At 62.0% G+C, this 22028-nt stretch carries 17 protein-coding genes; 14 read left to right on the top strand and 3 right to left on the bottom strand.

Annotated elements, in window-relative coordinates; genetic code table 11:
- Window positions 1-3: 3 nt before the first annotated feature.
- Genes IE125_RS18070 through IE125_RS18050 form a run of 5 tightly spaced genes read left to right on the top strand, consistent with a single transcriptional unit; the run spans window position 4 to window position 6563 of the window.
- Window positions 4-546: a type IV pilus modification PilV family protein gene (locus IE125_RS18070; protein WP_189446092.1), complete on the top strand. Its 543-nt coding sequence runs from the start codon at window positions 4-6 to the stop codon at window positions 544-546.
- On the top strand, window positions 543-1307 hold the full coding sequence (locus tag IE125_RS18065) for a PilW family protein (RefSeq protein WP_373297446.1): 765 nt from the start codon (window positions 543-545) through the stop codon (window positions 1305-1307). Before IE125_RS18070 ends, IE125_RS18065 begins: the two co-directional genes overlap by 4 nt.
- Window positions 1304-1852 carry a pilus assembly PilX family protein gene (locus IE125_RS18060; RefSeq protein WP_189446090.1) on the top strand — a complete coding sequence of 183 codons (549 nt, stop codon included), beginning with the start codon at window positions 1304-1306 and terminating at the stop codon, window positions 1850-1852. Before IE125_RS18065 ends, IE125_RS18060 begins: the two co-directional genes overlap by 4 nt.
- Window positions 1842-6134 carry a pilus assembly protein gene (locus IE125_RS18055; RefSeq protein WP_189446089.1) on the top strand — a complete coding sequence of 1431 codons (4293 nt, stop codon included), beginning with the start codon at window positions 1842-1844 and terminating at the stop codon, window positions 6132-6134. Before IE125_RS18060 ends, IE125_RS18055 begins: the two co-directional genes overlap by 11 nt.
- Before the next feature lie 3 nt (window positions 6135-6137).
- Complete coding sequence (locus IE125_RS18050) at window positions 6138-6563, top strand: type IV pilin protein (protein WP_189446088.1); 426 nt, start codon at window positions 6138-6140, stop codon at window positions 6561-6563.
- Here the strand turns inward: IE125_RS18050 and IE125_RS18045 are convergent.
- Window positions 6560-7132: a GspH/FimT family pseudopilin gene (locus IE125_RS18045; protein ID WP_189446087.1), complete on the bottom strand. Its 573-nt coding sequence runs from the start codon at window positions 7130-7132 to the stop codon at window positions 6560-6562. The two genes, IE125_RS18050 and IE125_RS18045, sit on opposite strands and share 4 nt — an antisense overlap.
- Window positions 7133-7191: 59 nt before the next feature.
- Between IE125_RS18045 and thiO the strand changes: the two genes are divergently transcribed.
- Window positions 7192-8277 carry a glycine oxidase ThiO gene (gene thiO / locus IE125_RS18040; protein ID WP_189446086.1) on the top strand — a complete coding sequence of 362 codons (1086 nt, stop codon included), beginning with the start codon at window positions 7192-7194 and terminating at the stop codon, window positions 8275-8277.
- A 120-nt stretch (window positions 8278-8397) separates the two neighbouring features.
- Window positions 8398-10038, top strand: a complete 1641-nt coding sequence (locus IE125_RS18035; protein WP_189446085.1) for an NAD+ synthase — start codon at window positions 8398-8400, stop codon at window positions 10036-10038.
- Between the two features lie 168 nt (window positions 10039-10206).
- Here IE125_RS18035 and IE125_RS18030 read toward each other — a convergent pair whose 3' ends face one another.
- Window positions 10207-11019, bottom strand: a complete 813-nt coding sequence (locus tag IE125_RS18030; protein ID WP_189446084.1) for an outer membrane protein assembly factor BamD — start codon at window positions 11017-11019, stop codon at window positions 10207-10209.
- Window positions 11020-11203: 184 nt separating this feature from the next.
- Here IE125_RS18030 and rluD point away from each other — a divergent pair, with 184 nt between their 5' ends.
- The 5 genes from rluD (at window position 11204) to ilvN (ending at window position 18564) form a co-directional block, all read left to right on the top strand.
- The gene (gene rluD, locus IE125_RS18025; protein ID WP_189446083.1) at window positions 11204-12163 is read left to right on the top strand and encodes a 23S rRNA pseudouridine(1911/1915/1917) synthase RluD; all 960 of its coding nucleotides are present in this window, start codon (window positions 11204-11206) and stop codon (window positions 12161-12163) included.
- Complete coding sequence (gene pgeF, locus IE125_RS18020) at window positions 12160-12966, top strand: peptidoglycan editing factor PgeF (RefSeq protein WP_229809200.1); 807 nt, start codon at window positions 12160-12162, stop codon at window positions 12964-12966. The genes rluD and pgeF overlap by 4 nt, the downstream gene beginning before the upstream one ends.
- A 167-nt stretch (window positions 12967-13133) precedes the next feature.
- On the top strand, window positions 13134-15722 hold the full coding sequence (clpB, locus tag IE125_RS18015) for an ATP-dependent chaperone ClpB (protein ID WP_189446082.1): 2589 nt from the start codon (window positions 13134-13136) through the stop codon (window positions 15720-15722).
- Between the two features lie 626 nt (window positions 15723-16348).
- Window positions 16349-18073 (top strand): acetolactate synthase 3 large subunit, encoded by a 1725-nt coding sequence (locus IE125_RS18010; RefSeq protein ID WP_189446081.1) that lies wholly within the window; start codon window positions 16349-16351, stop codon window positions 18071-18073.
- Window positions 18073-18564, top strand: a complete 492-nt coding sequence (ilvN, locus tag IE125_RS18005; RefSeq protein WP_189446080.1) for an acetolactate synthase small subunit — start codon at window positions 18073-18075, stop codon at window positions 18562-18564. The genes IE125_RS18010 and ilvN overlap by 1 nt, the downstream gene beginning before the upstream one ends.
- Window positions 18565-18662: 98 nt before the next feature.
- Here ilvN and ilvY read toward each other — a convergent pair whose 3' ends face one another.
- Window positions 18663-19547, bottom strand: coding sequence for an HTH-type transcriptional activator IlvY (gene ilvY / locus IE125_RS18000; RefSeq protein WP_189446079.1), 885 nt, complete (start codon window positions 19545-19547; stop codon window positions 18663-18665).
- Window positions 19548-19768: 221 nt separating this feature from the next.
- Here ilvY and ilvC point away from each other — a divergent pair, with 221 nt between their 5' ends.
- Together ilvC and pssA are read left to right on the top strand one after the other, a co-directional pair.
- Window positions 19769-20785 carry a ketol-acid reductoisomerase gene (gene ilvC / locus IE125_RS17995; RefSeq protein ID WP_189446078.1) on the top strand — a complete coding sequence of 339 codons (1017 nt, stop codon included), beginning with the start codon at window positions 19769-19771 and terminating at the stop codon, window positions 20783-20785.
- A gap of 163 nt (window positions 20786-20948) precedes the next feature.
- The gene (gene pssA, locus IE125_RS17990) at window positions 20949-21821 is read left to right on the top strand and encodes a CDP-diacylglycerol--serine O-phosphatidyltransferase (RefSeq protein ID WP_189446077.1); all 873 of its coding nucleotides are present in this window, start codon (window positions 20949-20951) and stop codon (window positions 21819-21821) included.
- Window positions 21822-22028: the final 207 nt, after the last annotated feature.

Raw genomic sequence — 22028 nt, 5'->3', positions numbered from 1 at the left:
CCCGTGTCCTTCAGCCAATCGAAAGCGCCAGTCGATACTCCTAGTGCCGGACCGATCGCGGGCCTCGGTGCCTGTCAGCGTGGCGTGACGCTGATCGAATCACTGATTGCGCTGCTGGTCTTGAGTATTGCACTGCTCGGCGTTGGCGCGCTCCAGCTCGCCACGATGCATGAAGAGGTTCAGGCGCGCTGGCGCTCTGAGGCGGTGATGCTTGCCGGCAGCCTGATCGAGCAGTTGCGCATTGATCGGCAGGCTGCCGAAACTCTGCAGATCGATGCCAACTCGCGGAGCGGTTGCGATAGCGTCAATCAGTGGCTGTGCAACGTGGTGGAGGACTGGCAGTCCTCGCTCGCCGAGCAGTTGCCTAATGCTGTCGTGTCGTTGACGATCGACGACGAGGGCGATGGTCTGCTGCTCGCGCAGCTGGCTATCGTATGGCGCCGGGTCCGCGGCGAGAACGATGACAACGACTGTCGCCCGCAGGACGACGATGGGGGCGGCGCTATCGAGGGCGGTGGCTGTCTGCGCATCGAGACCGCGCTGTGATCGGTGGGCCCTCACGACGCCAGTCAGGCCTCGGCCTGGTGGAGCTCATGGTCGCCATGGCCATCGGGCTGATGCTGGTGCTGATGGTCACGAATTACCTGATTTCTAGCCGTCAGAGTTATCAGACATCGGTCGCCAACGGCGATGTCCAGGATGCCCGGCGATTCGCCCTGCATGTCGTGCAGCAGCAGCTATGGCTCGCCGGCTACAGCGATCGCTGGGAGGATCTGAGCGACGTTTTCCCCTCATTTACGTCGCCAGATGGCTCCGGCATCCCGTCATTCGAGGTGGGGCAGGTCGTTGGCGCCGACACTGACGACGAGGTCTGGATTCGATATCGAGCGCCCGTACTCGAAGGGCAGGCGCTGACTCTGTGCGACGGCACTCGTTTTCCCGATGACGATAATGCGGACGAGATCGCGATCAGCAGGTTCTATCTCGAAGACCGTACGCTGCGTTGCAAGGTCTACTTCGAGAACGACGAGGCGCATGACTCGCTGCCCCTGCTCAACGATGTCGATGCGCTGGGCTGGCGCTACCTGGACGACGGCAATCGCTTCCAGCGCGAAGCGGACGTCAACTGGAGCGCGGTCAAGGCGATTCAATTCGAGATGATTCTGGCTTCCGACGAAAGCTCGGGGACGCGATATGCGCAGACCTTCCCGTGGGGGGATGGTTCGCTCACCTATGACGATGGGCATGCGCGCACCCGTCTGAGTTCGACGATCACACTGCGTAACCTGCCGGAGACGGCACAATGACATCGCCTTTGCCTCACACGGAGCGCGGGGCTGCGCTGCTGGTAACCCTCGTGCTGGTAGCACTGATCGCCATGCTCACCTTCGGTGCCGGCGAGATAACGAGAATGCAGCAACGGCTTGCGACGAATGACGCGGCACGACAGATGGCGTTTCAGGCAGCAGAGGCAGCCCTGCGCTCGGCAGAGCAGGCGATCACGAGCACCGATGAGCTGAGCCTGTTCTGCAACACCGGTGGTGCCCGCTACAACATCACGACCGCAGACGCGCTAGAGTCCGATGACCACTGGAAGTCGCTCGAGAGTCAGGGCGCCGCCGCCGATTTCACCCTCTACGACGGTGGAGGCGACAGCTTCGTGCCGACACCGCGCTATCTGATCGGCTGTATCTCGCCGGCGCTCATCGACGGCTACGAGGATGTTGATGCGGCGGTAAAGGGGCAGGCCGAGGAAAATCCTGATAAGCGATACTTCTTTCGCGTCTTCAGCATTGGCTTCGGCCCAGGAGGGCGTTCTGTCCAGCGTCTCGAGGCACGTTATGTCTATTGAACGATGGCTTGCCTTGTCAATACTGCTAATCGCTGGGCGCTGCCTGGCTGCCTCGGACATCCCGCAATATCCACCGTTGAGCGCACAGGCAGAGTCCGAGCCACGCAGCATGCTGGTGCTCTCCAATGACCATAACTGGTTTTCGAAGGCCTATACCGACTGGTCTGACCTGGATGGGGACGGAGCTATCGATTCTACGTATCGCCCGGACCTGGACTATTACGGATACTTCGATAGTGCGAGTTGCTATCAGTACGATAGTGCTCTCGCGGATGGCGCTTTCAAACGCACCAGCAACGCTGCTGCCGATCACTCCTGTACGGGGAATAAATTCTGGAGTGGTAACCTGCTCAACTGGGCGACAATGACGCGCATCGATATCATTCGCAAAGCACTCTATGGCGGCAAGCGCTATCGTGATAATGCACAGGACACGACAATTCTCGAGCGAGCCTTCCTACCGATGGACTCGCATAGCTTTAGCAAGATCTTGTCGGATAAAAGCATCATCAACAAAAACACTCCCTACAACGGTTCGACCGCGATCACCTTTTGCAATACTACTTATCACGCTCAAGAAAATATTTATTCTGGAGCAGTGACTGACCCACCTCTGATTCGCGTCGCAACTGGTAACGAGAACGGAAGCAAGGTCGGTTGGCCACTGTGGGCCAGTACTGAGGCTTGGCAGTGTCCGTGGCGTTCCGAGCGCTACGATTGGGGAGATTTTCCGAGGAGGGCCGGTGGAAATAATTACCAGGCTGCGGAGTATCGCGCACGTATCGAGGTATGCCGCTCTCCGGGAGAAGATAACTGCACAGCCTATCCGGATTCCGCTTATCCGAAACCAACGGGCCTGCTTCATGATTATGTCAAGGATATTGAATTTGGCATGTTTACGGGCTCCTATCGGAATAATAAACAGGGTGGAGTTTTAAGAGCCAACTTCGAAAACTTTGGCAATGAATACAGTGAGTCGAATGGAGTCTACCAACCAGGTGTCAGCGGCATTGTCAGTAATCTCGATGCTCTCAAGATCGCTAAATATAGCTATAAGGATACTAACTATAACGCGACTGCTGGAGATAACTGCCCTTGGGGAAAGAGTAGTTTTGCCAATGGGAGTTGCTCTAATTGGGGGAACCCGTTCGGTGAAATTGCTCTCGAGGCTCTTCGCTATATTAGTGGCGAAAATAGCCCAACGGATATCTTTTCTGTGGGCGCGGGAAGTGTCGAAACCAGTTATGTTCCTGGGTTGACGTCGCCGGCATGGAATAACGATATCTCCGATAAATGGTGCGCAGCGCACTCTCTCCTGCTGATCAACGCCAGTGAAATCTCATTCGACAGCGATAATCTCGGTGCTCCAAGTCGTAGCCCTATCTCTGCCGCCCAGATACGGTCCGAGACTAATGCCGTCGGTGCTGCTGAAGGCATTTCTGGTAGCTACTTCATCGGTCAGACTCCCGCCAGCAGCGGAACCAGTAGTGATAAATTCTGCACGGCAAAATCGCTCTCCAATCTTGGAGATGCCAAGGGTCTTTGTCCTTCGGCGCCGGGGTTGGAAGGTGGCTACAGCGTCGCCGGTCTAGCCCGATTCGCTCATGACGATACCGTGGTTCATAGCGACGATGGCAAGAGCGGCCGGTCGATCGATACCTACGCCGTCCAGCTCGCGTCCAACGTTCCCTTGGTCTCCATTCCCATTGGCAATGGAAAGTCAGTGTCGTTGATACCTGCCTGCTCCAACACTACAGCCAACGGTAAATGTGCCGTGGTCAACTTTTTAGTCGAGTCCCAAGCAGCCGACGGTTCTAGCGGCAGCTTTCTGGTCGACTGGGAAGATTCAGAGTTTGGTGGCGATTACGATTTCGATGCCGAAGTACGGCTCAGCTATACATTATCGAACGAACGACTCGCGATCACGACCAGCGTGACGCGCGCTGCGGCTTCTCATAAGCTCGGGCTGGGTTACATACTGAGCGGTACGGGGGGGCGATACGGTACTGGCGATCGCGCAGATCAGATTGTTCTTGCGCAGAGCGATGGTTTCAACGTGCACACAGGTATCAATAGCTATACCAACGACTATCCGGAATCGCTATGCCCGGCATCCGCGCCATGCACCGGAAGCGCTGCAACAACTGCGGTTTATCGGGTGACGGGTAATACCGGTCAGCAGTTGGAAACACCACTCTATTACGCCGCCAAATACGGCAATGACAGCCGCAGGCCAGATGGCTCCCCGGGGGCCTACTTCGAAGTCAACCAGATCGGGGAATTGTCCGATACGCTGCGGCAACTTCTCGATCAAGTACTGGAAAATACCAACCGTACCGGGGCTGGCGTCACCGTTGGGTATGACGGCGAAGTCAAGGACTACGTCTTCCAGACGCTTTATAACAATCAGTACAGCTGGTCGGGCGATGTCCAGGCAGTGAAGCTCGAAGACGATGGTACGCCGTCGCCCGTCTGGAGTGCGCGTGACAAGCTACCCGCGCCCGGAGATCGTCGTATTATCACGCGTAATCCGATTACTGGAGCCGGCGTCCCCTTTACCGAGAAAGCGTTCAGTGATGCGGGCGTCAATATGACCGAGTCGCTTCGTAACTTGATTGCCTATATCCGGGGAGACACTGCCAAAGAGCAACGTAATGGCGGCAGCTTTCGAGATCGCTTCTGGCTCAATGGTCGCGAGGGCGCCAGGCTTGGGGACTTTATCGGCTCTCAGCCTTATCTGGTCGGTGTTCCCAACACCTATTACGTTCCTCCAGAGGGTGATACCTCGTACGCCACGTTTCGCGCGGTTCATGCGGATCGCACGCCGATGCTCTACGTCGGTGGCAACGACGGTATGCTGCACGGTTTCGATGCTGCCACAGGCGTCGAGAAGCTAGCCTACATTCCCGGCATGTTGATCAGCCAGCTACCGGCACTCGCCGACCCGGATTACCAGCATCGGTACTACGTCGATGGGAGTCCGACGGTCCTCGATGTTCGCCATGGCGCGGCTGGCACCGGCGACTGGTTCTCGATGCTGGCGAGCGGTCTGGGGTCCGGTGGCCAGGGCCTTTTCGCGCTGGATGTGACCGAGCCTGCTCGCTTCAGTGAATCCAACGCCGCCGCGCTCTCGCTCTGGGAGTACGGTGTCGACGACGATAAAACCCATTTCGGTGACGATGAATCGCAAATTGGCTACATCTACAACCAGCCCAGCGTCGTTCAAATGGAAGACGGGCGCTTTGCCGTCGTGAGCGGCAACGGCTATGCCAGCGAGGCGGGCAAAGCCAGCCTTTACATCTTGTTCGTCGATGGCGGCGCCGGTGGGGAGTGGTCGGCCGATGACGTCATCCGGTTGACGCCTGGTGCCGCCGACAACAGCGGCGCCAACGGCTTGATGACGGTCTCGCTCGTCGATCGCGACGAGGATGGGCGCGTGGATCTCGCCTACGGCGCGGATTTACAGGGCAATATCTGGCGCTTCGATCTCTCTTCCGAAGATCCGTCAGAGTGGGGCGCGGGCATGCACCGTCTTTTCAGCGGCGTTCGCGACGGAGAGCATCAGGTCATGACCTCGACGCTGACCGTCGGCAATCATCCCGATGGCGGGCTGATGCTCTTTTTCGGTACGGGGGCCGAGGAAAACTACGGGCTGCCGACGACACAGGATCGTCAGACGGCCGACAGCTTCTATGCGATCCGCGATTTCGTCGACGGCAGTGCCCGCCAGGACACACTAACTCGTGAGAGCCTGAGCGGCCGGGCCCTTCATCAGACGACGCTCGATGACCAGGACTCGACGTCGGCCGTGGTGCGTTATCTCGATAGTGTCGATACACGCAGCTATCCGGAAAACGGCTGGTATCTCGACTTCACCGGTACCGAGCGCGTCGTCGATGGCCCTTCGCTTCGCGGCAATCGCATTCTTTTTTCCTCGCTGATTCCCGGCTTCGGCACCTGCGGCGCGGAGGACGCCGGCTATCTCTACGAGCTCAACGCCTGGTACGGCTCGGCCTTTGCCACACCCGTCATCGACGTCAATGGCGATGGCACGGTCGACGAACAGGATGCCTACTACCCGACATCCGACAACGACGCGAGCTACGTGCCCATCGGCGTTGCGACTGACGGGGCGATATTTACGCCCAGCGTCGTGCTGAACGAGGCAGGAACGCAGGAAACCAAGATCAGCGCCGGCACCAACGGCACGCTGGCGAAGATAGCCGAAACCCCACTCAACCGCATGCAGCTCGGTCGTGTCACCTGGCGCACACTGGATTAACTCATGAAATCACTCTCCCGAGCCCGCGGTTTCACGCTGATCGAATTGATGATCGCGGTGGTAATCGTCGGCATCCTCGCGGCGATCGCCATTCCGAGCTATTTGCGCTACGTGGAGCGCGCTCAGGCGCGCGATGCCCAGGCGGCGATGCAGTCGCTGGCGCTGGCGCTGGAGCGGCGCTATTCGCAGATCTACCGATACGGAGAGGATACGCAAGAGGCAGAATCGCCAGTTGACCTCGACTTATCGCCCAGTCAGTCGCCGGAAAGCGGAACCGCGAAATATGATTTGAAGCTGACGGTTAGCGGTGATGGCCAAAGCTACACCATTGAAGCGAGTCGCTCAGACGGTCGCACCAGCGGTGAATGCGATGTGATGACGTTGACGAGCGAGGGTACGCGAACGCCCGCCTCGGGAGAGTGTGACTAGCCGTTTTTCTCCGCTTCGGTGACCGAGTCGTCTTCGGTTACCGACTCAGTTCGAATGCGTGCAAAGTGCACCACGATCTTCTTGCCTTCACTCCCTAGCGCGGGGTTGGTCAGCGTAAACGTGCCCGACCCTCGGCCGCGGGTGAATCCCAGTGCGGTGTAGCCCAGGCCAGAGGAGAAACTGTTGGCCGTGATACTGACCTGATTGCCCGCCGGCTGGCTCACCGCCAGCACACGCTCGCCGCTACCGCGCTGTCCATCGCCATCGGCGTCGATGAACAACAGCAGTGTCGCGTTCCAGTCGGCGGCGTTGCTGCAGCTTGACCCCTCCGCGCTTGGACAGAGCCAGGTCTCCTGACCGCTGCTGGCGGCTTCCTGACGCGCGAGCCGCAAAAGCTGCCAGATCCGTTGCACCTCGCTGTCGAGTGTCATCTTGGCGCTCAGATTGGCCAGCCCTGGCGCTGCCCAAGTCGCCAGGATCCCCAGAATCACCACGCAGATCATCAGCTCGATCAGCGTGAAGCCGCGCTGGCGATGCGGGGTACGGATGAAGCCTGTGGCTGAGGGCATGATGAGGTCCGGGCGTCAGGCGAGTGGTAGACTCGCGCTTTTGCCAGGATATCGACCGAATGCCGGATTTCTTGATCGTGGGTGGGGGCGTCATCGGCATGATGACCGGGCTGCAGCTTGCCGATGCCGGGCATTCCGTCGCGATCGTCGAACGCGGCCAATGCGGGCGGGAAGCGTCGTGGGCCGGTGGCGGTATCGTCTCCCCGCTCTATCCATGGCGCTATTCGCGCCCGATCTCCGCGCTCTCGAGCTGGTCCGAGGGCCGCTACCCTGAACTCGCCGACCGACTCCATGAAGAGACCGGTATCGACCCCGAATATCGTCAGAAGGGCCTTTTATACCTGCGCGTCGACGACGTCGAACAGGCACTGACCTGGGCACGTGAGGTCGCCAAGCCGTTGAGTCGCATTCCGGCCGATGCGCTTTATGCGCGAGAGCCCAAGGCTGCGCCCGGCTTCGAGAGCGCACTCTGGATGCCGACGCTCGGCAGCATTCGCAATCCGCGTCTTGGCAAGGCGCTCAGGGCGCGTCTGATGGCGATGTCGAACGTCACGCTACACGAGGGGCGCGCGGTCGTGCGGCTACGGGCCGAAGGGCGCGCCGTTCGCGGCGTCGAGGCGGATCAGGGGGCGATTGCTGCCGGTGAGACCATCGTCTGTGCCGGGGCCTGGTCGCGAACGTTGCTGGCTGGCGTTGGTGTCGATCTACCGGTGCGCCCCGTACGCGGGCAGATGATCCTGTTCAAGGCTCCTCCAGGGTTGGTCGAACGGGTCGTGCTGAAGGATGGGCGCTACGTGATTCCGCGCGGCGATGGCCGTGTGCTCGCGGGGTCAACGCTCGAGGAGGTCGGCTTCGATAAGCAGACTACACAGGCAGCGTTCGCTTCGCTGCATGCCAGCGCCTTATCGATCGTGCCGGCGCTGGCGAACTGTCCGGTCGAGCATCACTGGGCGGGCCTGCGCCCCGGCTCGCCCGATGGCGTGCCGCGGATCGGTGCCGTGCCGGGTCTCGAGGGGCTGCATGTCAATGCCGGGCACTATCGCAACGGCCTGGTGCTGGCGCCGGCGTCGACGCGTCTGCTAGTTGATCAGCTGATCGGCTGTGAACCGATCGTCGACCCGTCGCCGTACCGCTTGCCGGCCTGAAGCCGCACCGCGCTGCGTTTTGCCTCTGCGTCCGGCATGGGCGAAAATGATCCGCAAGGATGCGACGCCAACCTAACCTTGGCGTCGCCAACTCGCTGTCTTTCGAGGACGCTTCGACACATGCAAGATCTGACCTTGGTAATGGCCCAGCTCGATCCGCTGGTCGGCGATATCGCCGGCAATACCGCCGCCGCGATCGAGGCGGTGCGTGAGGCGCGGATCGAACATGGCGCCGACGTGGTCGTGTTCAGCGAACTGTTTCTGACCGGTTATCCGCCGGAAGATCTGCTGCTGCGCGAAGCGATGGCGTCGCGACTCGATGCCGCCCGGCGCGAGATGGCGGAGAAGATCGCCCGTATCGCCCCGCAGACGCTGGTGATCGTCGGCTATCCCGGCGTGCGCGAGGGCAAGCGCTACAATCTGGCCGGCGCGCTGCTCGCCGGCGAATGGCTGGGCGAGTATGCCAAGCAGGCGCTGCCCAACTACCAGGTGTTCGACGAGGATCGCTACTTCGAGCCGGGCCGTGAGCCGCTGATCATCGAGCACGGCGGCGCGCGTCTCGGCATTCTGATCTGCGAGGATCTGTGGGATGGCGCGCCGGTGCGTCAGGCGGCCGAGGCCGGGGCGGATGTGCTGATCACGCTCAATGCCTCGCCGTTTCATCTCGACAAGCCCGCCGAGCGCGAGCGCCTGTTCGCCGGCCGCGCCAGCGAGGTGGGCAAGCCGCTGGTCTACGTCAACGCCATTGGCGGCCAGGACGAGCTGGTCTTCGACGGTGGCTCGCTGATTCTCGACGCGCGCGGTGACGTCGCGGTGCGCGCGCCATTCTGGCAGGTAGGATTGATGCCGGTGCGCTTCGTCAACGGCGATGGAGGCTGGCAGCCGGAGGCCGGTGAGCGCGAGCCGTTGCTCGGCGCGGAGGAGAATCTTTACTGCGCGCTGGTGACGGGGCTGCGCGACTACGTCAACAAGAGTGGTTTCAAGGGTGTGGTGATGGGGCTTTCCGGTGGCATCGACTCCGCGCTGTCGCTGGCGATCGCCGTCGATGCGCTGGGGTCGGAGCGCGTTCAGGCGGTGATGATGCCGTATCACTACACGGCCGAGATTTCCCAGGCGGACGCGGCCGAACAGGCTCGCCTGCTCGGCGTCAGCTACGAGGTCATGCCGATCGCGCCGATGGTGGAGGCGTTCACCGCCACGCTAGCCGAAAGCTTCAGCGGTCTTGGCGCCGATACCACCGAGGAGAACCTGCAGTCCCGCGTGCGCGGCGTCCTGCTGATGGCGATCTCCAATAAGAAGGGCCTGATGGTTCAGACCACCGGCAACAAGAGCGAGATGGCGGTGGGTTACGCCACGCTCTACGGTGATATGGTCGGCGGCTACAACGCGTTGAAGGACGTCTATAAGACCTGGGTCTACCGGCTCGCCAGGTGGCGCAACGCGCAGGAGCCGGCGATTCCCGAGCGGGTGATCACGCGTCCGCCTTCTGCCGAACTCGCGCCCGACCAGCAAGATAGCGATTCACTGCCCGGCTACGATGTGCTCGACGCCATCCTCGAACGTTACATCGAGGGCGACATGAGCGCCGAGGCGATCATCGAGGCCGGTTACGAGCGCGACGACGTCTACAAGGTGGTCAAGCTGGTCGACCGCAACGAATACAAGCGGCGCCAGGCGCCGGTGGGCGTGCGTGTGACGCTGCGGGGATTTGGCCGCGACCGGCGTTATCCGATCGTCAACGGTTGGCAGCCGGGGAACTGATCCCCGCCTGACTTCGTCGGGAAGCCACAAGCCATAAGCCATAAGCGGTAAGCTGTAAGGAAAACCGAAAGTCCAAAACGTCGGTCTTGGCTGATAGCAGCAACTTCTTCTAGCTTCCAGGCGCGTAGCGCCGCTCTTATCGCTTACGGCTCCCCGGCGAAGCCGGGGCTAGCCGTTCGCCGTCAGCGGCGGATCGACGTCAACATGCCGGGGAACGAAGGTATCACCGTCGAGCTGGCTGTTGTCGGGGTCGTTCTTGATCAACGTCTGCAGCACGCTCTGTGCGCGGTCACGCATGTTGAGGCCAAGATAGCCTTCCGTCATGACCGCGAGGGCATCGCGGGTTGCCGTCGATTTCGGATAGTGCTCGATCACCCAGCGACCGCGCTCGACGGCGGCGACATAGGCGCCCTTGCGCAGATAGAAATCGGCGACCTGCAGCTCGTGACGTGCCAGCACGTTACGCAGATAGATGACGCGCTGGCGGGCGTCGGGCGCGTAGGCGCTGTCCGGGAAGCGGCGTACCAGTTCGCCGAAGTCGACATAGGCGTCACGCGAGGCGCCGAGATCGCGTTTGGAGATATCGATCAGCTCCAGCCCTTCGAGACTGAACCGGCCGGCCTGATAGGCGGCCAAACCACGCATGTAGTAGGCGTAGTCGACCTGCGGGTGATCGGGATGCAGGCGAATGAAACGGCTGGCGGCGGCGCGCGCCTGCTCCCAGTTTTCGGTCTGGTAGTAGGCGTATATCAATTCGAGCTGCGCCTGCTCCGCGTAGCGGCCGAACGGGAAGCGAGTGTCGAGCGCTTCCAGCTGCGTGACGGCGGTGGTGTAGCGACCCGCATCGAGCGAACTCTGAGCCTTCTGGTAGAGATCCTGCTCCTGCAGGTCGGGAGCAGGTTCATTGCTGGCGCAACCGGCGAGCAGGGCGCCCGTGATCAGCAAGGCACCCAGTGCGGGAAATCGCGCTGAAAATCGCATCGTCATCCTCGTATCAACCAATCCTTGGCGGCCGTGCTAGAATCCGCCCAATCCGACCCACTATAAAGGAAACACGGCGTGAATGCCTACGCGCGCCCGGCCTCGAGTCGCCATCGCCGCGTCAGCGCCGAGCCGTGCTTCCCGATGGTCATTCCTGCACCGGCAACGGAACCGATCCCCGCGTATGGCCGACATCCTGAAGCGTGACGAGCGCATACCCGAGCATCTGGCCGGACGACGTCTAGATCAGACTGCGGCCGAAATGTTCCCTGAGTTCTCGCGCGAACGTCTCAAGAGCTGGATTCAGCAAGGCGAACTGACGCTTAATGGCCGATCCGCGCGTCCGAAAGACAAGGTCTTCGGCGGCGAACGGCTGAGCCTCGATACGCGTCTCGAGGAGGAGACGCGCTGGGAGGCCCAGGACATCCCGCTGGCGATCGTCTACGAGGACGACGATGTGCTGGTGGTCGACAAGCCTGCTGGCCTGGTGGTGCATCCGGCAGCGGGCAACCCTGACGGCACCCTGTTGAATGCGCTGCTCCACCATGAGCCCAAGCTCGCCGCCATCCCCCGCGCCGGCATCGTCCACCGGCTCGACAAGGAGACGACGGGACTGATGATGGTGGCAAAGACGCTGGCGGCGCAGACGGCGCTGGTCGAACAGCTCCAGGCGCGAACGGTCTCGCGCGAGTACGATGCGATTGTCGTGGGGGCGATGACCGCCGGCGGCACGGTGGATGCGCCGATCGGTCGCCACCCCAAGGATCGTCAGCGTCAGGCGGTCACCGCCTCCGGTAAACCGGCCGTCACGCACTACCGCGTCAAGGAGCGCTTTCGCGCGCATACTCACGTGCGCTGTCGGCTCGAGACCGGCCGTACACATCAGATTCGCGTACACCTCGCGCATGTTCGCTATCCGCTGGTCGGCGATCCGGTCTACGGCGGCCGGCTCAAGTTACCCGCGGGGGCCGGCGATGAGCTCAAGACGCTGCTGCGCGAATTTCCCCGTCAGGCGCTGCACGCGCACAAGCTGCGTTTCGACCATCCCGCCAGCGGCGCGCCGGTGGAGTGTCAGGCGCCGCTGCCCGATGACATGTTTCTGCTGCTGGATGCGCTGCGCGAGGATACGGAGGCCGAGCGATGAGCGAGGATTTCGCTACCCGGCCGGCGCCGGTGTCGACCATGCATGCCGCCGACGCGCCGACGTTGATCGTGCCGGACTGGGCGGCGCCGGCCAGCGTCGGTGCCTTTGTCACCACACGTGAAACCGGGCCGAGTCAGGGAGACTACGCCGCGTTCAATCCCAGTGGCTTCAAGGGCGACGACCCCGAGACGGTCGCTCGCTGCCGTGAGTTGATCGCTCAGGAAGTCGGCGATCGACGCCCCCTGTTCTGGTTGAAGCAGGTGCACGGCGCGCGCGTGATGCAGCGCTACGCCGACGACTATCGTGATATGCCGCCGGAAGCCGACGCCTCCGTCGCTTTCGATCGCGGCCATGCCTGCGTCGTGCTCACCGCCGACTGCCTGCCGGTTTTCTTCTGCGATCGTCAGGGTACCCGCGTGGGTGTCGCTCACGCCGGGTGGCGCGGGCTGGCCGGCGGCGTGCTGGAGGCAAGCGTGGCAGCACTCGGCGTCGATCCCGCCGAGTTGCTGGTGTGGATGGGACCGGCCATCTCTAATGCCCAGTTCGAGGTCGGGCCCGAGGTCTTCGAGGCGTTCGTCGCCGTCCAGGCGGAAGCCGAGAGCGCTTTCGAGCCCAGCCCCTATCGTCTCGGCCACTATATGGCCGACCTCTACCGGCTCGCGCGGCTGCGACTCGAGCGTCTCGGCATCACGCAGATCGGCGGTGGGCACTTCTGCACCGCCTGCGATGAGCAACGCTTCTACTCCTACCGCCGAGACAACGGGCGTACGGGTCACATGGCGAGCGTGATCTGGTTGCGCTGAGCAGTATCCGGCAAATTCTCGTATGAGCTATTTTCGCGTAAAGAGTCGTTCCGAGTAAAAATTTTCATACCTTCTGCTTGAAAAGCGCAAACATACCTCCATTTTAGTGTCAACTTATAAACTGACACGCTGCCTCACGCCGAGAGGCGGCCCATGGAGGTGAACGTATGCGTATGGATCGCATGACGACGAAGCTGCAGAACGCGCTGTCCGAAGCGCAGTCGCTGGCGGTGGGGCGCGGCCACAATCAGCTCGACCCCGGCCACCTGCTGATGGCGTTGCTCGAGATGCGCGACAGCGGCGTGAAAGGCCTGGTGCAGAAAGCGGGCGGCGATGTCAGCCGGCTGCGTGAAGGGCTCTCTTCCTATCTGGATAACTTACCCGAAGTCGGCCAGTTCGATGGCAATGTCAGCATGAGCCCGGATCTGGCGCGCCTTTTCAATCTGGCCGATCGCGAAGCGCAGAATCGGGGCGATCAGTACATCGCCATCGAGCTGATTCTGCTGGCGGCGCTGGACATGAAAAGTGGCGTGGCCAAGGTCCTGACGCAGGCCGGGCTGGATCGCAAGCGCCTGGCTACTGCCATCAGCGAGGTGCGTGGTGGGACCAACGTGGATGACGCCAATGCCGAGGAGAAGCGTGAGGCACTGGAAAAATACACGCTCGATCTGACCGCCCGCGCGACCGACGGCAAGCTTGACCCGGTGATCGGACGCGACGACGAGATTCGCCGCACGATCCAGGTGCTGCAGCGCCGCACCAAGAACAATCCGGTGCTGATCGGTGAACCCGGCGTCGGCAAGACCGCCATCGTCGAGGGGCTCGCGCAGCGGATCGTCAACGGCGAAGTGCCGGAGGGGCTCAAGGACAAGCGCGTGCTGTCGCTCGACATGGGCGCGCTGCTCGCCGGAGCCAAGTTTCGCGGCGAGTTCGAGGAGCGCCTGAAATCCGTGCTCAACGAGCTGGCGAAGGAAGAGGGGCGCGTCATCCTCTTCATCGACGAGCTGCACACCATGGTCGGCGCCGGCAAGGCGGACGGCGCCATGGATGCCGGCAACATGCTGAAGCCGGCGCTGGCCCGTGGCGAGTTGCACTGCGTCGGGGCGACGACGCTCGACGAGTATCGTCAGTACATCGAGAAGGACGCCGCGCTCGAGCGTCGTTTCCAGAAGGTGCTGGTCGACGAGCCGAGCGAGGAGGATACGATTGCCATCCTGCGTGGCCTGAAGGAGCGCTACGAAGTCCACCATGGTGTCGATATCACCGATTCGGCGATCATCGCGGCCGCCAAGCTCTCGACGCGCTACATCACCGATCGTCAGCTGCCGGACAAGGCGATCGATCTGATCGACGAAGCCGCCTCGCGCATTCGCATGGAGCTCGACTCCAAGCCGGAGGAGATGGATCGGCTCGATCGGCGCCTGATTCAGCTCAAGATGGAGCGCGAGGCGCTGAAGAAAGAGACCGACGAGGCATCGCGCAAACGCCTCGAGAATCTCGAAACGCAGATTAGCGAACTCGAGCGCGAGTATGCCGACCTCGATGAAGTGTGGAAGTCCGAGAAGGCGAGCATTCAGGGCGCGGCGCAGTACAAGGCCGAACTCGAGCAGGCGCGCATCGATCTCGAGGCGGCGCGTCGTCAGGGTGACCTGGGGCGTATGTCCGAGCTGCAGTACGGGGTGATTCCGAAACTGGAGCGCCAGATCGCCGAGAGCAACGACGACGGTGAGCAGAGCGAGCCGACCGAGCTCAAGTTGCTGCGCTCCAACGTGACCGAGGAGGAGATCGCCGAGGTCGTCTCGCGCTGGACCGGCATTCCGGTGGCCAAGATGCTGGAGGGCGAGCGCGACAAGCTCCTGCGCATGGAAGAGGCGCTGCACGAACGCGTCATCGGTCAGGACGAAGCGGTGAATGCCGTGGCTAACGCGGTGCGCCGTTCGCGCGCCGGGCTGGCGGACCCCAACCGGCCCAACGGATCGTTTCTGTTCCTCGGCCCGACCGGCGTCGGCAAGACCGAGCTCTGCAAGTCGCTGGCCACCTTCCTCTTCGATACCGAAGAGGCCATGGTGCGCATCGACATGTCCGAGTTCATGGAGAAACACTCCGTAGCGAGACTGATCGGGGCGCCGCCGGGCTATGTCGGTTACGAAGAGGGCGGCTACCTGACCGAGGCGGTGCGCCGCAAGCCCTACTCGGTCCTGTTGCTCGACGAAGTCGAGAAGGCGCATCCGGATGTCTTCAACATCCTGCTGCAGGTGCTGGAGGATGGGCGTCTGACCGATGGCCAGGGTCGCACGGTGGATTTTCGCAATACCGTGATCGTGATGACCTCGAACCTGGGTTCGGACGTAATCCAGCGTATGGGGGGCGAGGACGCCGACTACTCGGCGATGCGCGATGCGGTGATGGCCGTTGTGGGGAACCATTTCCGCCCCGAGCTGATCAACCGTATCGATGAGGTCGTGGTGTTCCACGCCCTCGGCCAGGAGCAGATCCAGGCGATCGCCGCGATTCAGCTCGAGCGCCTGCGCAGCCGCCTTGCCGAGCGCGATCTCAAGCTCGAGGTCAGCGACGAAGCGATGGCGCAGCTGGCGGTCGTCGGTTTCGACCCGGTGTTCGGCGCGCGGCCGCTCAAGCGCGCTATCCAGAATCGGATCGAGAACCCGCTCGCTCAGGACCTGCTTGCCGGCGTGTTCGTTCCCGGCAACACCATCCGGGTGACCGCCGAGGGGGATCATCTGGCGTTCGACAAGTAACGCGGGAAAACTCATGCAACACGCGGTCGCGTCCTGACCGTTGCTTCGCCCGCGGCGTGAAAGCGCCGCGGATTTTTTGTGCTCGGTTTTCAGGGACGGAGTTCGGGCTGTTCGCCGGTGGAAAATGACGCGCGCTTCGCGCAAGACATCCTGCTTCAGTCAGTGAAACGGACGCGGACAGGTCGTTTTTCTCGTCGACTCCGATATCGGCAGGCGAGAAGGTTGACAGCCCACGGGCGCTGGTGGAATCTAGGCGGTTCCTGATAGCAGGCGCGACACACTCGGGCGATCCCCGGCCGTCGCGTGAAGGGTAGGTTCTTCGTGACCTCTACCCGCCTGTCGAGACGCGCGATCGGAAGCGTTCCGGTGCACGTTCTCAGGACATGAGGGAATGGGCCAACCGCCCGTTCCCGCCAACCCCGACACGGCGATCTGCCGTGCCAGGCACCGAGCCGGCCAGTCGGCCAGCGCGATGCCGATGAGTGCGGGTCCCCACCCCGGACCCAGACGCCAGGACAATGGCATCAGGCGCCAACGTGTGTTGGCAGCGGCGTACCGCCGCGATTGAGCTGCGCTTCATTCGCCAGAGGCGTAGTGGCACTCGAATTTCCAGGGGAGACTCACCAGTGGAATTACTTTCCGGCGCCGATATGATCGCCCGCTTTCTGAAAGACGAAGGCGTCGAGCGAATCTTCGGCTACCCCGGCGGCGCGGCATTGCACATCTACGATGCCCTGTTCCGCCAGGATAGCGTTCAGCACATTCTCGTCCGCCATGAGCAGGCCGCCACGCACGCCGCCGACGGCTACGCGCGCGCGACCGGCAAGCCCGGTGTGGTGCTCGTCACCTCCGGGCCAGGGGCAACCAACGCCGTGACCGGCATTGCCACCGCTTACATGGACTCGATCCCGATGGTCGTGCTGTGCGGTCAGGTCGCCAGTCATCTGATCGGCGAGGACGCCTTTCAGGAAACCGACATCGTCGGCGTCACGCGGCCGGTCGTGAAGCACAGCTTCTCGATTCGTCATCCGAGCCAGATCCCCGAGGTGTTGAAGAAGGCGTTCTATCTCGCGGCGACCGGCCGTCCCGGCCCTGTCGTGGTGGATATCCCGAAAGACATGACCGCGCCCACCGAGCGCTACGAGTACGTCTACCCGAAAAAGGTCAAGATCCGCTCGTACAATCCGGTCACTCGCGGCCACGCCGGCCAGATCAAGAAAGCGGTCGACATGATGCTCAAGTCGCGTCGGCCGGTTTTCTACACCGGCGGCGGGATCGTCACTGGTCATGCGTCGGAAGCGCTGACCGATCTGGTCCAGCGGCTCGGTTTTCCGATTACCACGACGCTCATGGGCATCGGCGGCTATCCGCAGGGTGACCGCCAATCGCTGGGTTGGCTCGGCATGCACGGCAGCTATGAAGCCAACATGGCGATGCACCATGCCGATCTGATCATCGCCATCGGCGCGCGTTTCGATGATCGCGTCACCAACAACACTTCGAAGTTCTGTCCGACCGCGAAGATCGTGCACGTCGACATCGATCCGAGCTCGATCTCCAAGACCGTGCGCGCCGATGTACCGATCGTCGGGGCGGCCGGCAGCGTCATCGACGAGATGATCAGCCTGGTACAGGGCCGCGAGCCGGCAAGCGGGGAGGCGCTCGCCGAATGGTGGCAGAGCATCGACGGCTGGCGTGGGGAGCGTGAGGGCAAGCTTTACGAGCCGTCCGAGGCCGGCGAGGCACTCAAGCCCCAGGAAGTGATCGAGGCGGTCTACCGAGCCACGCGCGGCGAGGCGTTCGTGACCACGGACGTGGGTCAGCATCAGATGTTCGCGGCCCAGTACTACAAGTTCGCCAAACCCAATCGTTTCATCACCTCCGGCGGGCTCGGCACGATGGGCTTCGGATTTCCGGCGGCGATGGGGGTCAAGCTCCAGTTCCCGCAGGATGACGTGGTCTGCTTCACCGGCGAAGGCAGCTTCCAGATGATGATGCAGGAGCTGTCGACCTGTAAGCAGTTCGATGTCGGCGTGAAGATCGTCAACCTCAACAACCAGTCGCTGGGGATGGTGCGTCAGTGGCAGGACCTGAACTACAAGTCCCGCCATGCCCACTCTTACATGGAATCGCTGCCGGACTTCGCCAAGCTGATCGAGGCCTATGGGTTCACGGCACTCAAGGTGACGACCTTCGATGAGCTGGCCCCGGCGCTCGAGCGGGCGTTTGCCGATACCAGCGAACTCGTGTTCCTCGACATCTACGTCGACCCGTTCGAACACGTCTATCCGATGCAGGTGCCGCTTGGCTCCATGCGTGACATGCTGCTTTCGAAGACGGAGCGGACCTGATGCGCCATATCATCTCGATTCTGCTGGAAAACGAGCCGGGCGCCCTTTCCCGCGTGGTGGGGCTGTTCTCCCAGCGCAACTTCAACATCGAAACGTTGAATGTCGCGCCGACCGAGGAGCCGTCGCTGTCGCGACTGACGGTCACCACGGTGGGCGACGATCGCGTGATCGAACAGATCACCAAGCATCTCAACAAGCTGATCGATGTGGTGAAGCTGGTCGATCTGACCGAGGGCAACCATATCGAGCGCGAGCTGATGCTGGTCAAGGTCAAGGCGCTGGGCGCCGCCCGAGACGAGGTCAAGCGCACGGCGGATATCTTCCGCGCGCAGATCGTAGACGTCACGCCGAGCGTCTACACGGTGCAGATCACCGGTGACGCCGGCAAGCTCGATGCCTTCGTCCAGGCGATGGCGCCCATCGGCATTCTGGAAGTCGCGCGTACCGGGGTTTCCGGCATCGCCCGAGGCGACAAGCTGCTGTCGCTCTAGCCCGAAGCGGCTGTCAACGACGCCCGGTGGAAGCGATTTCACCGGGCGTCTTTCATTGGTACACCACCGGTTTGGCGATTGACTCGGCAGCTGCGCCGCTAATTGGGTAACTGCGCCCAAAGCGCCTCGATCAGCGCGCTTTTCAGGCGACGTTTGAGCACGCACAGCCCGACATCGTAGTGCGGTAGCTCCGGCTTGACCGGCAGTACGCTGACACGGTCGTTGAGCGGGCTGTTGTCGAGCACGATGCGCGGCACGATGCCGACACCGAAGCCAAGCCCGACCATGCTGACGATAGCCTCGTTGCCGGCCACCTGAGCGTAGATGCGCGGGGCGATGCCGAGCGCCCGAAACCAGGTATCGGCGTGGTCTCGCGACAGCCCGGATTCGGACAGGATCATCGGTACATGCTGCCACTGTGCCGGCGTGGGAATCTCCGGCGTCGCCGGTAGCCAGTCGGCGCCGTCCTGCGGCGCAATGAACACCAGCGGAGACGTCGCCAACGGTTTGAAGGCGAGGGCGTCCGGCAGGCTGCGAGGGCGAGCGGTAATGGCGATCTCTTCACTTTCTGACTGCACGCGAGCGATGGCATCGGCCGGATCGCCGGTATGGAGCTTGATCTCGATGCGCGGATGGCGCAGCCGAAACTCGCTCAGTAGCCGATAGAGGAAGCTGTAGCTGGCGGTAACCGAGCAGTAGATGCTGATCTCCCCGGCCAGTTCGCGCGTCTCTTCCATCAGGGTGTGCTGCACCGACTGCCATTGTTCAAGTGTCTCGCGGGCGTAGGACTGAAACAGCATGCCCTGACGTGTCAGCACGACGTGTCGATTGTCCCGTTCGAACAGCGTCACGCCCAGGCTCTCCTCGAGCTGGCGGATCGAGCGGGAGAGCGTCGATGGACTGATGTGGCAAGTCTCGCTCGCGCGGCCGAAGTGGAGGTGATCGGCGAGCGCGAGGAAGTGAGTGAGCGAGCGCATATCCATGATTGCATATCCTGAAATACATCATTGCAAATATAGCGTTTTACGCAATGAGGTGCCTGGCTTATCGTGGCCGCAGGCTAACGCATCGCAGACGGTTGTGATGCCGAGACCGAATGAGTGCCGCGTCAGACGGCACCGCGGTGGCCATCAACGCTGACACAAGCGCTGCCCGGAATGACAACGGCAGCACCCGCTCACACAGATCGATTTCGGAGTCCGCCATGCGCGTCTATTACGACAAGGATTGTGATCTTTCCCTGATCCAGGCCAAGCAGGTCACCATCGTCGGCTATGGCTCTCAAGGCCATGCCCACGCCAACAACCTTAAAGAGTCGGGCGTCGATGTGACTGTCGCGCTGCGTAAGGGCTCTTCCTCGGCTGCGAAGGCCGAAGGCGCCGGGCTCAAGGTGGCGAGCGTCGCGGACGCGTGCAAGACCGCGGACGTGGTGATGATCCTCGCGCCGGACGAGAACCAGAAGGCGATCTATGAAAACGAGATCGAACCGAATCTGAAAGAAGGTGCGACCATCGCCTTCGCTCACGGCTTCAACATTCACTACAGCCAGGTCGAGCCGCGCGCCGATCTCGATGTCATCATGATCGCGCCCAAGGCGCCAGGGCATACCGTGCGCTCGGAATTCGTGCGCGGTGGCGGCATCCCGGATCTGATCGCGATCCACCAGGATGCGTCCGGGCAGGCCAAGGAGATCGCGCTCTCCTACGCGGCCGCCATCGGCGGCGGTCGTAGCGGCATCATCGAGACCACCTTCAAGGACGAGACCGAAACGGATCTCTTCGGCGAGCAGGCGGTGCTCTGCGGCGGTGCGGTCGAGCTGGTCAAGGCCGGTTTCGAGACGCTGACCGAAGCAGGCTACGCGCCGGAAATGGCTTACTTCGAGTGTCTGCACGAGCTCAAGTTGATCGTGGATCTGATGTACGAAGGCGGCATCGCCAACATGAACTACTCGATCTCCAACAATGCGGAGTACGGTGAGTACGTGACCGGCCGCGAGATCATCAACGATCAATCGAAAGCCGCGATGCGCAACGCGCTCAAGCGTATCCAGGATGGCGAGTACGCCAAGATGTTCATTGCCGAGGGCGCCTGCAACTATGCCTCGCTCAACGCGCGTCGGCGTCAGACCGCCGAACATCCGATCGAGCAGGTCGGTGAGAAGCTGCGCGGCATGATGCCTTGGATCGCGGCCAACCAACTGGTCGACAAGAGCAAGAACTGACCGCCCTGCGGTATGGCGGTTCAAACGGGGCGCGACGCGAGTCGCGCCCCGTTTGCGTTACGGCATACCGATGCTTGGCATGCGCAACTGTCGAGATTCCTGCCAAACTGTAGAATGATGGCCATTCAACGCCAGCGCACCAATCGACCAGGGATGTGATGCCATGAATCAGGACGACCGCCACCCCGAGCAGGAGCCCGAGACGATCACTATCGGGGCCACCTCGCCGCTGTTCGATGACGAGGATGAAGTCATCGAGGAGACGGTCGAGAATGGCAAGCGCATTCGGCGCCGCGGCATTTACCTGCTGCCCAACCTTTTCACGCTCTCGGCACTGTTTGCCGGTTTCTACTCCATCGTTGCCGCCATCAACGGCGATTACGCCAAGGCGGCGATCGCGATCTTTGTCGCGATGGTGCTCGACGGGCTCGACGGCCGCGTGGCGCGCCTGACCAATACGCAGAGCGCCTTCGGCGCGGAGTTCGACAGTCTGGCCGACATGGTCTCCTTCGGCATGGCGCCCGCGCTGGTCTCGTTCACCTGGATTCTGCAGGACGTCGGCAAGATCGGCTGGATCGCCGCTTTTATCTTCGTGGCCGGTGCCGCGCTGCGTCTGGCGCGCTTCAACGTGCAGATCGGCAGTACCGATAAGAAGTGGTTCGTTGGCTTGCCCAGTCCATCGGCCGCCGCTGTCGTGGCGGGCTGCGTTTGGGTCTTTCATACCTTCGATGCCGAATCGCTCGGCTTCAAGGTGCTGATGACGATCGTGGTTGCCGCGGCGGGTGTGCTCATGGTGAGTAATGTTCGCTATCACAGCTTCAAGGAGATCGACTTCAAGGGGCCGGTGCCGTTCGTCTTCCTGTTGGCGATCGTGCTGCTCTTCGTGCTGATCTCGATCGAGCCATCGGTCATGCTGCTGGCACTCTTTGGCTGCTACGTTGTCTCCGGGCCGGTGCTCGCCCTCGGGCGTCTGCGCAAGGCGCAGAAAGAGAAGCGCCGCGCGGCGATGGACGGGCCTGACAAGCAGGATGACTGACAGGCCGCTCCTCTTCGCCATCGATCGCTCGAAACGCCCGCCCTGCGCGGGCGTTGTCGTCTCCGGGTGCGCTCGCTCGGCGGCGTCGGCGAAGAGGATTGGCCCGTCGGGTCAAAAAAGTTGAAAACAGGCCTTGCCAAGTCGGCGGCCGATCCGTAAAGTACGCATCCGCTGACGACGAGACAGGTTCTCGGAAGCAGCGAAGAA

The organism is Salinicola rhizosphaerae, assembly GCF_014652715.1.
Taxonomy (GTDB): Bacteria; Pseudomonadota; Gammaproteobacteria; order Pseudomonadales; family Halomonadaceae; genus Salinicola; species Salinicola rhizosphaerae.
Note: the sequence above shows the minus strand (reverse complement) of the source record. Positions and strands in the feature narration are given on the sequence as shown.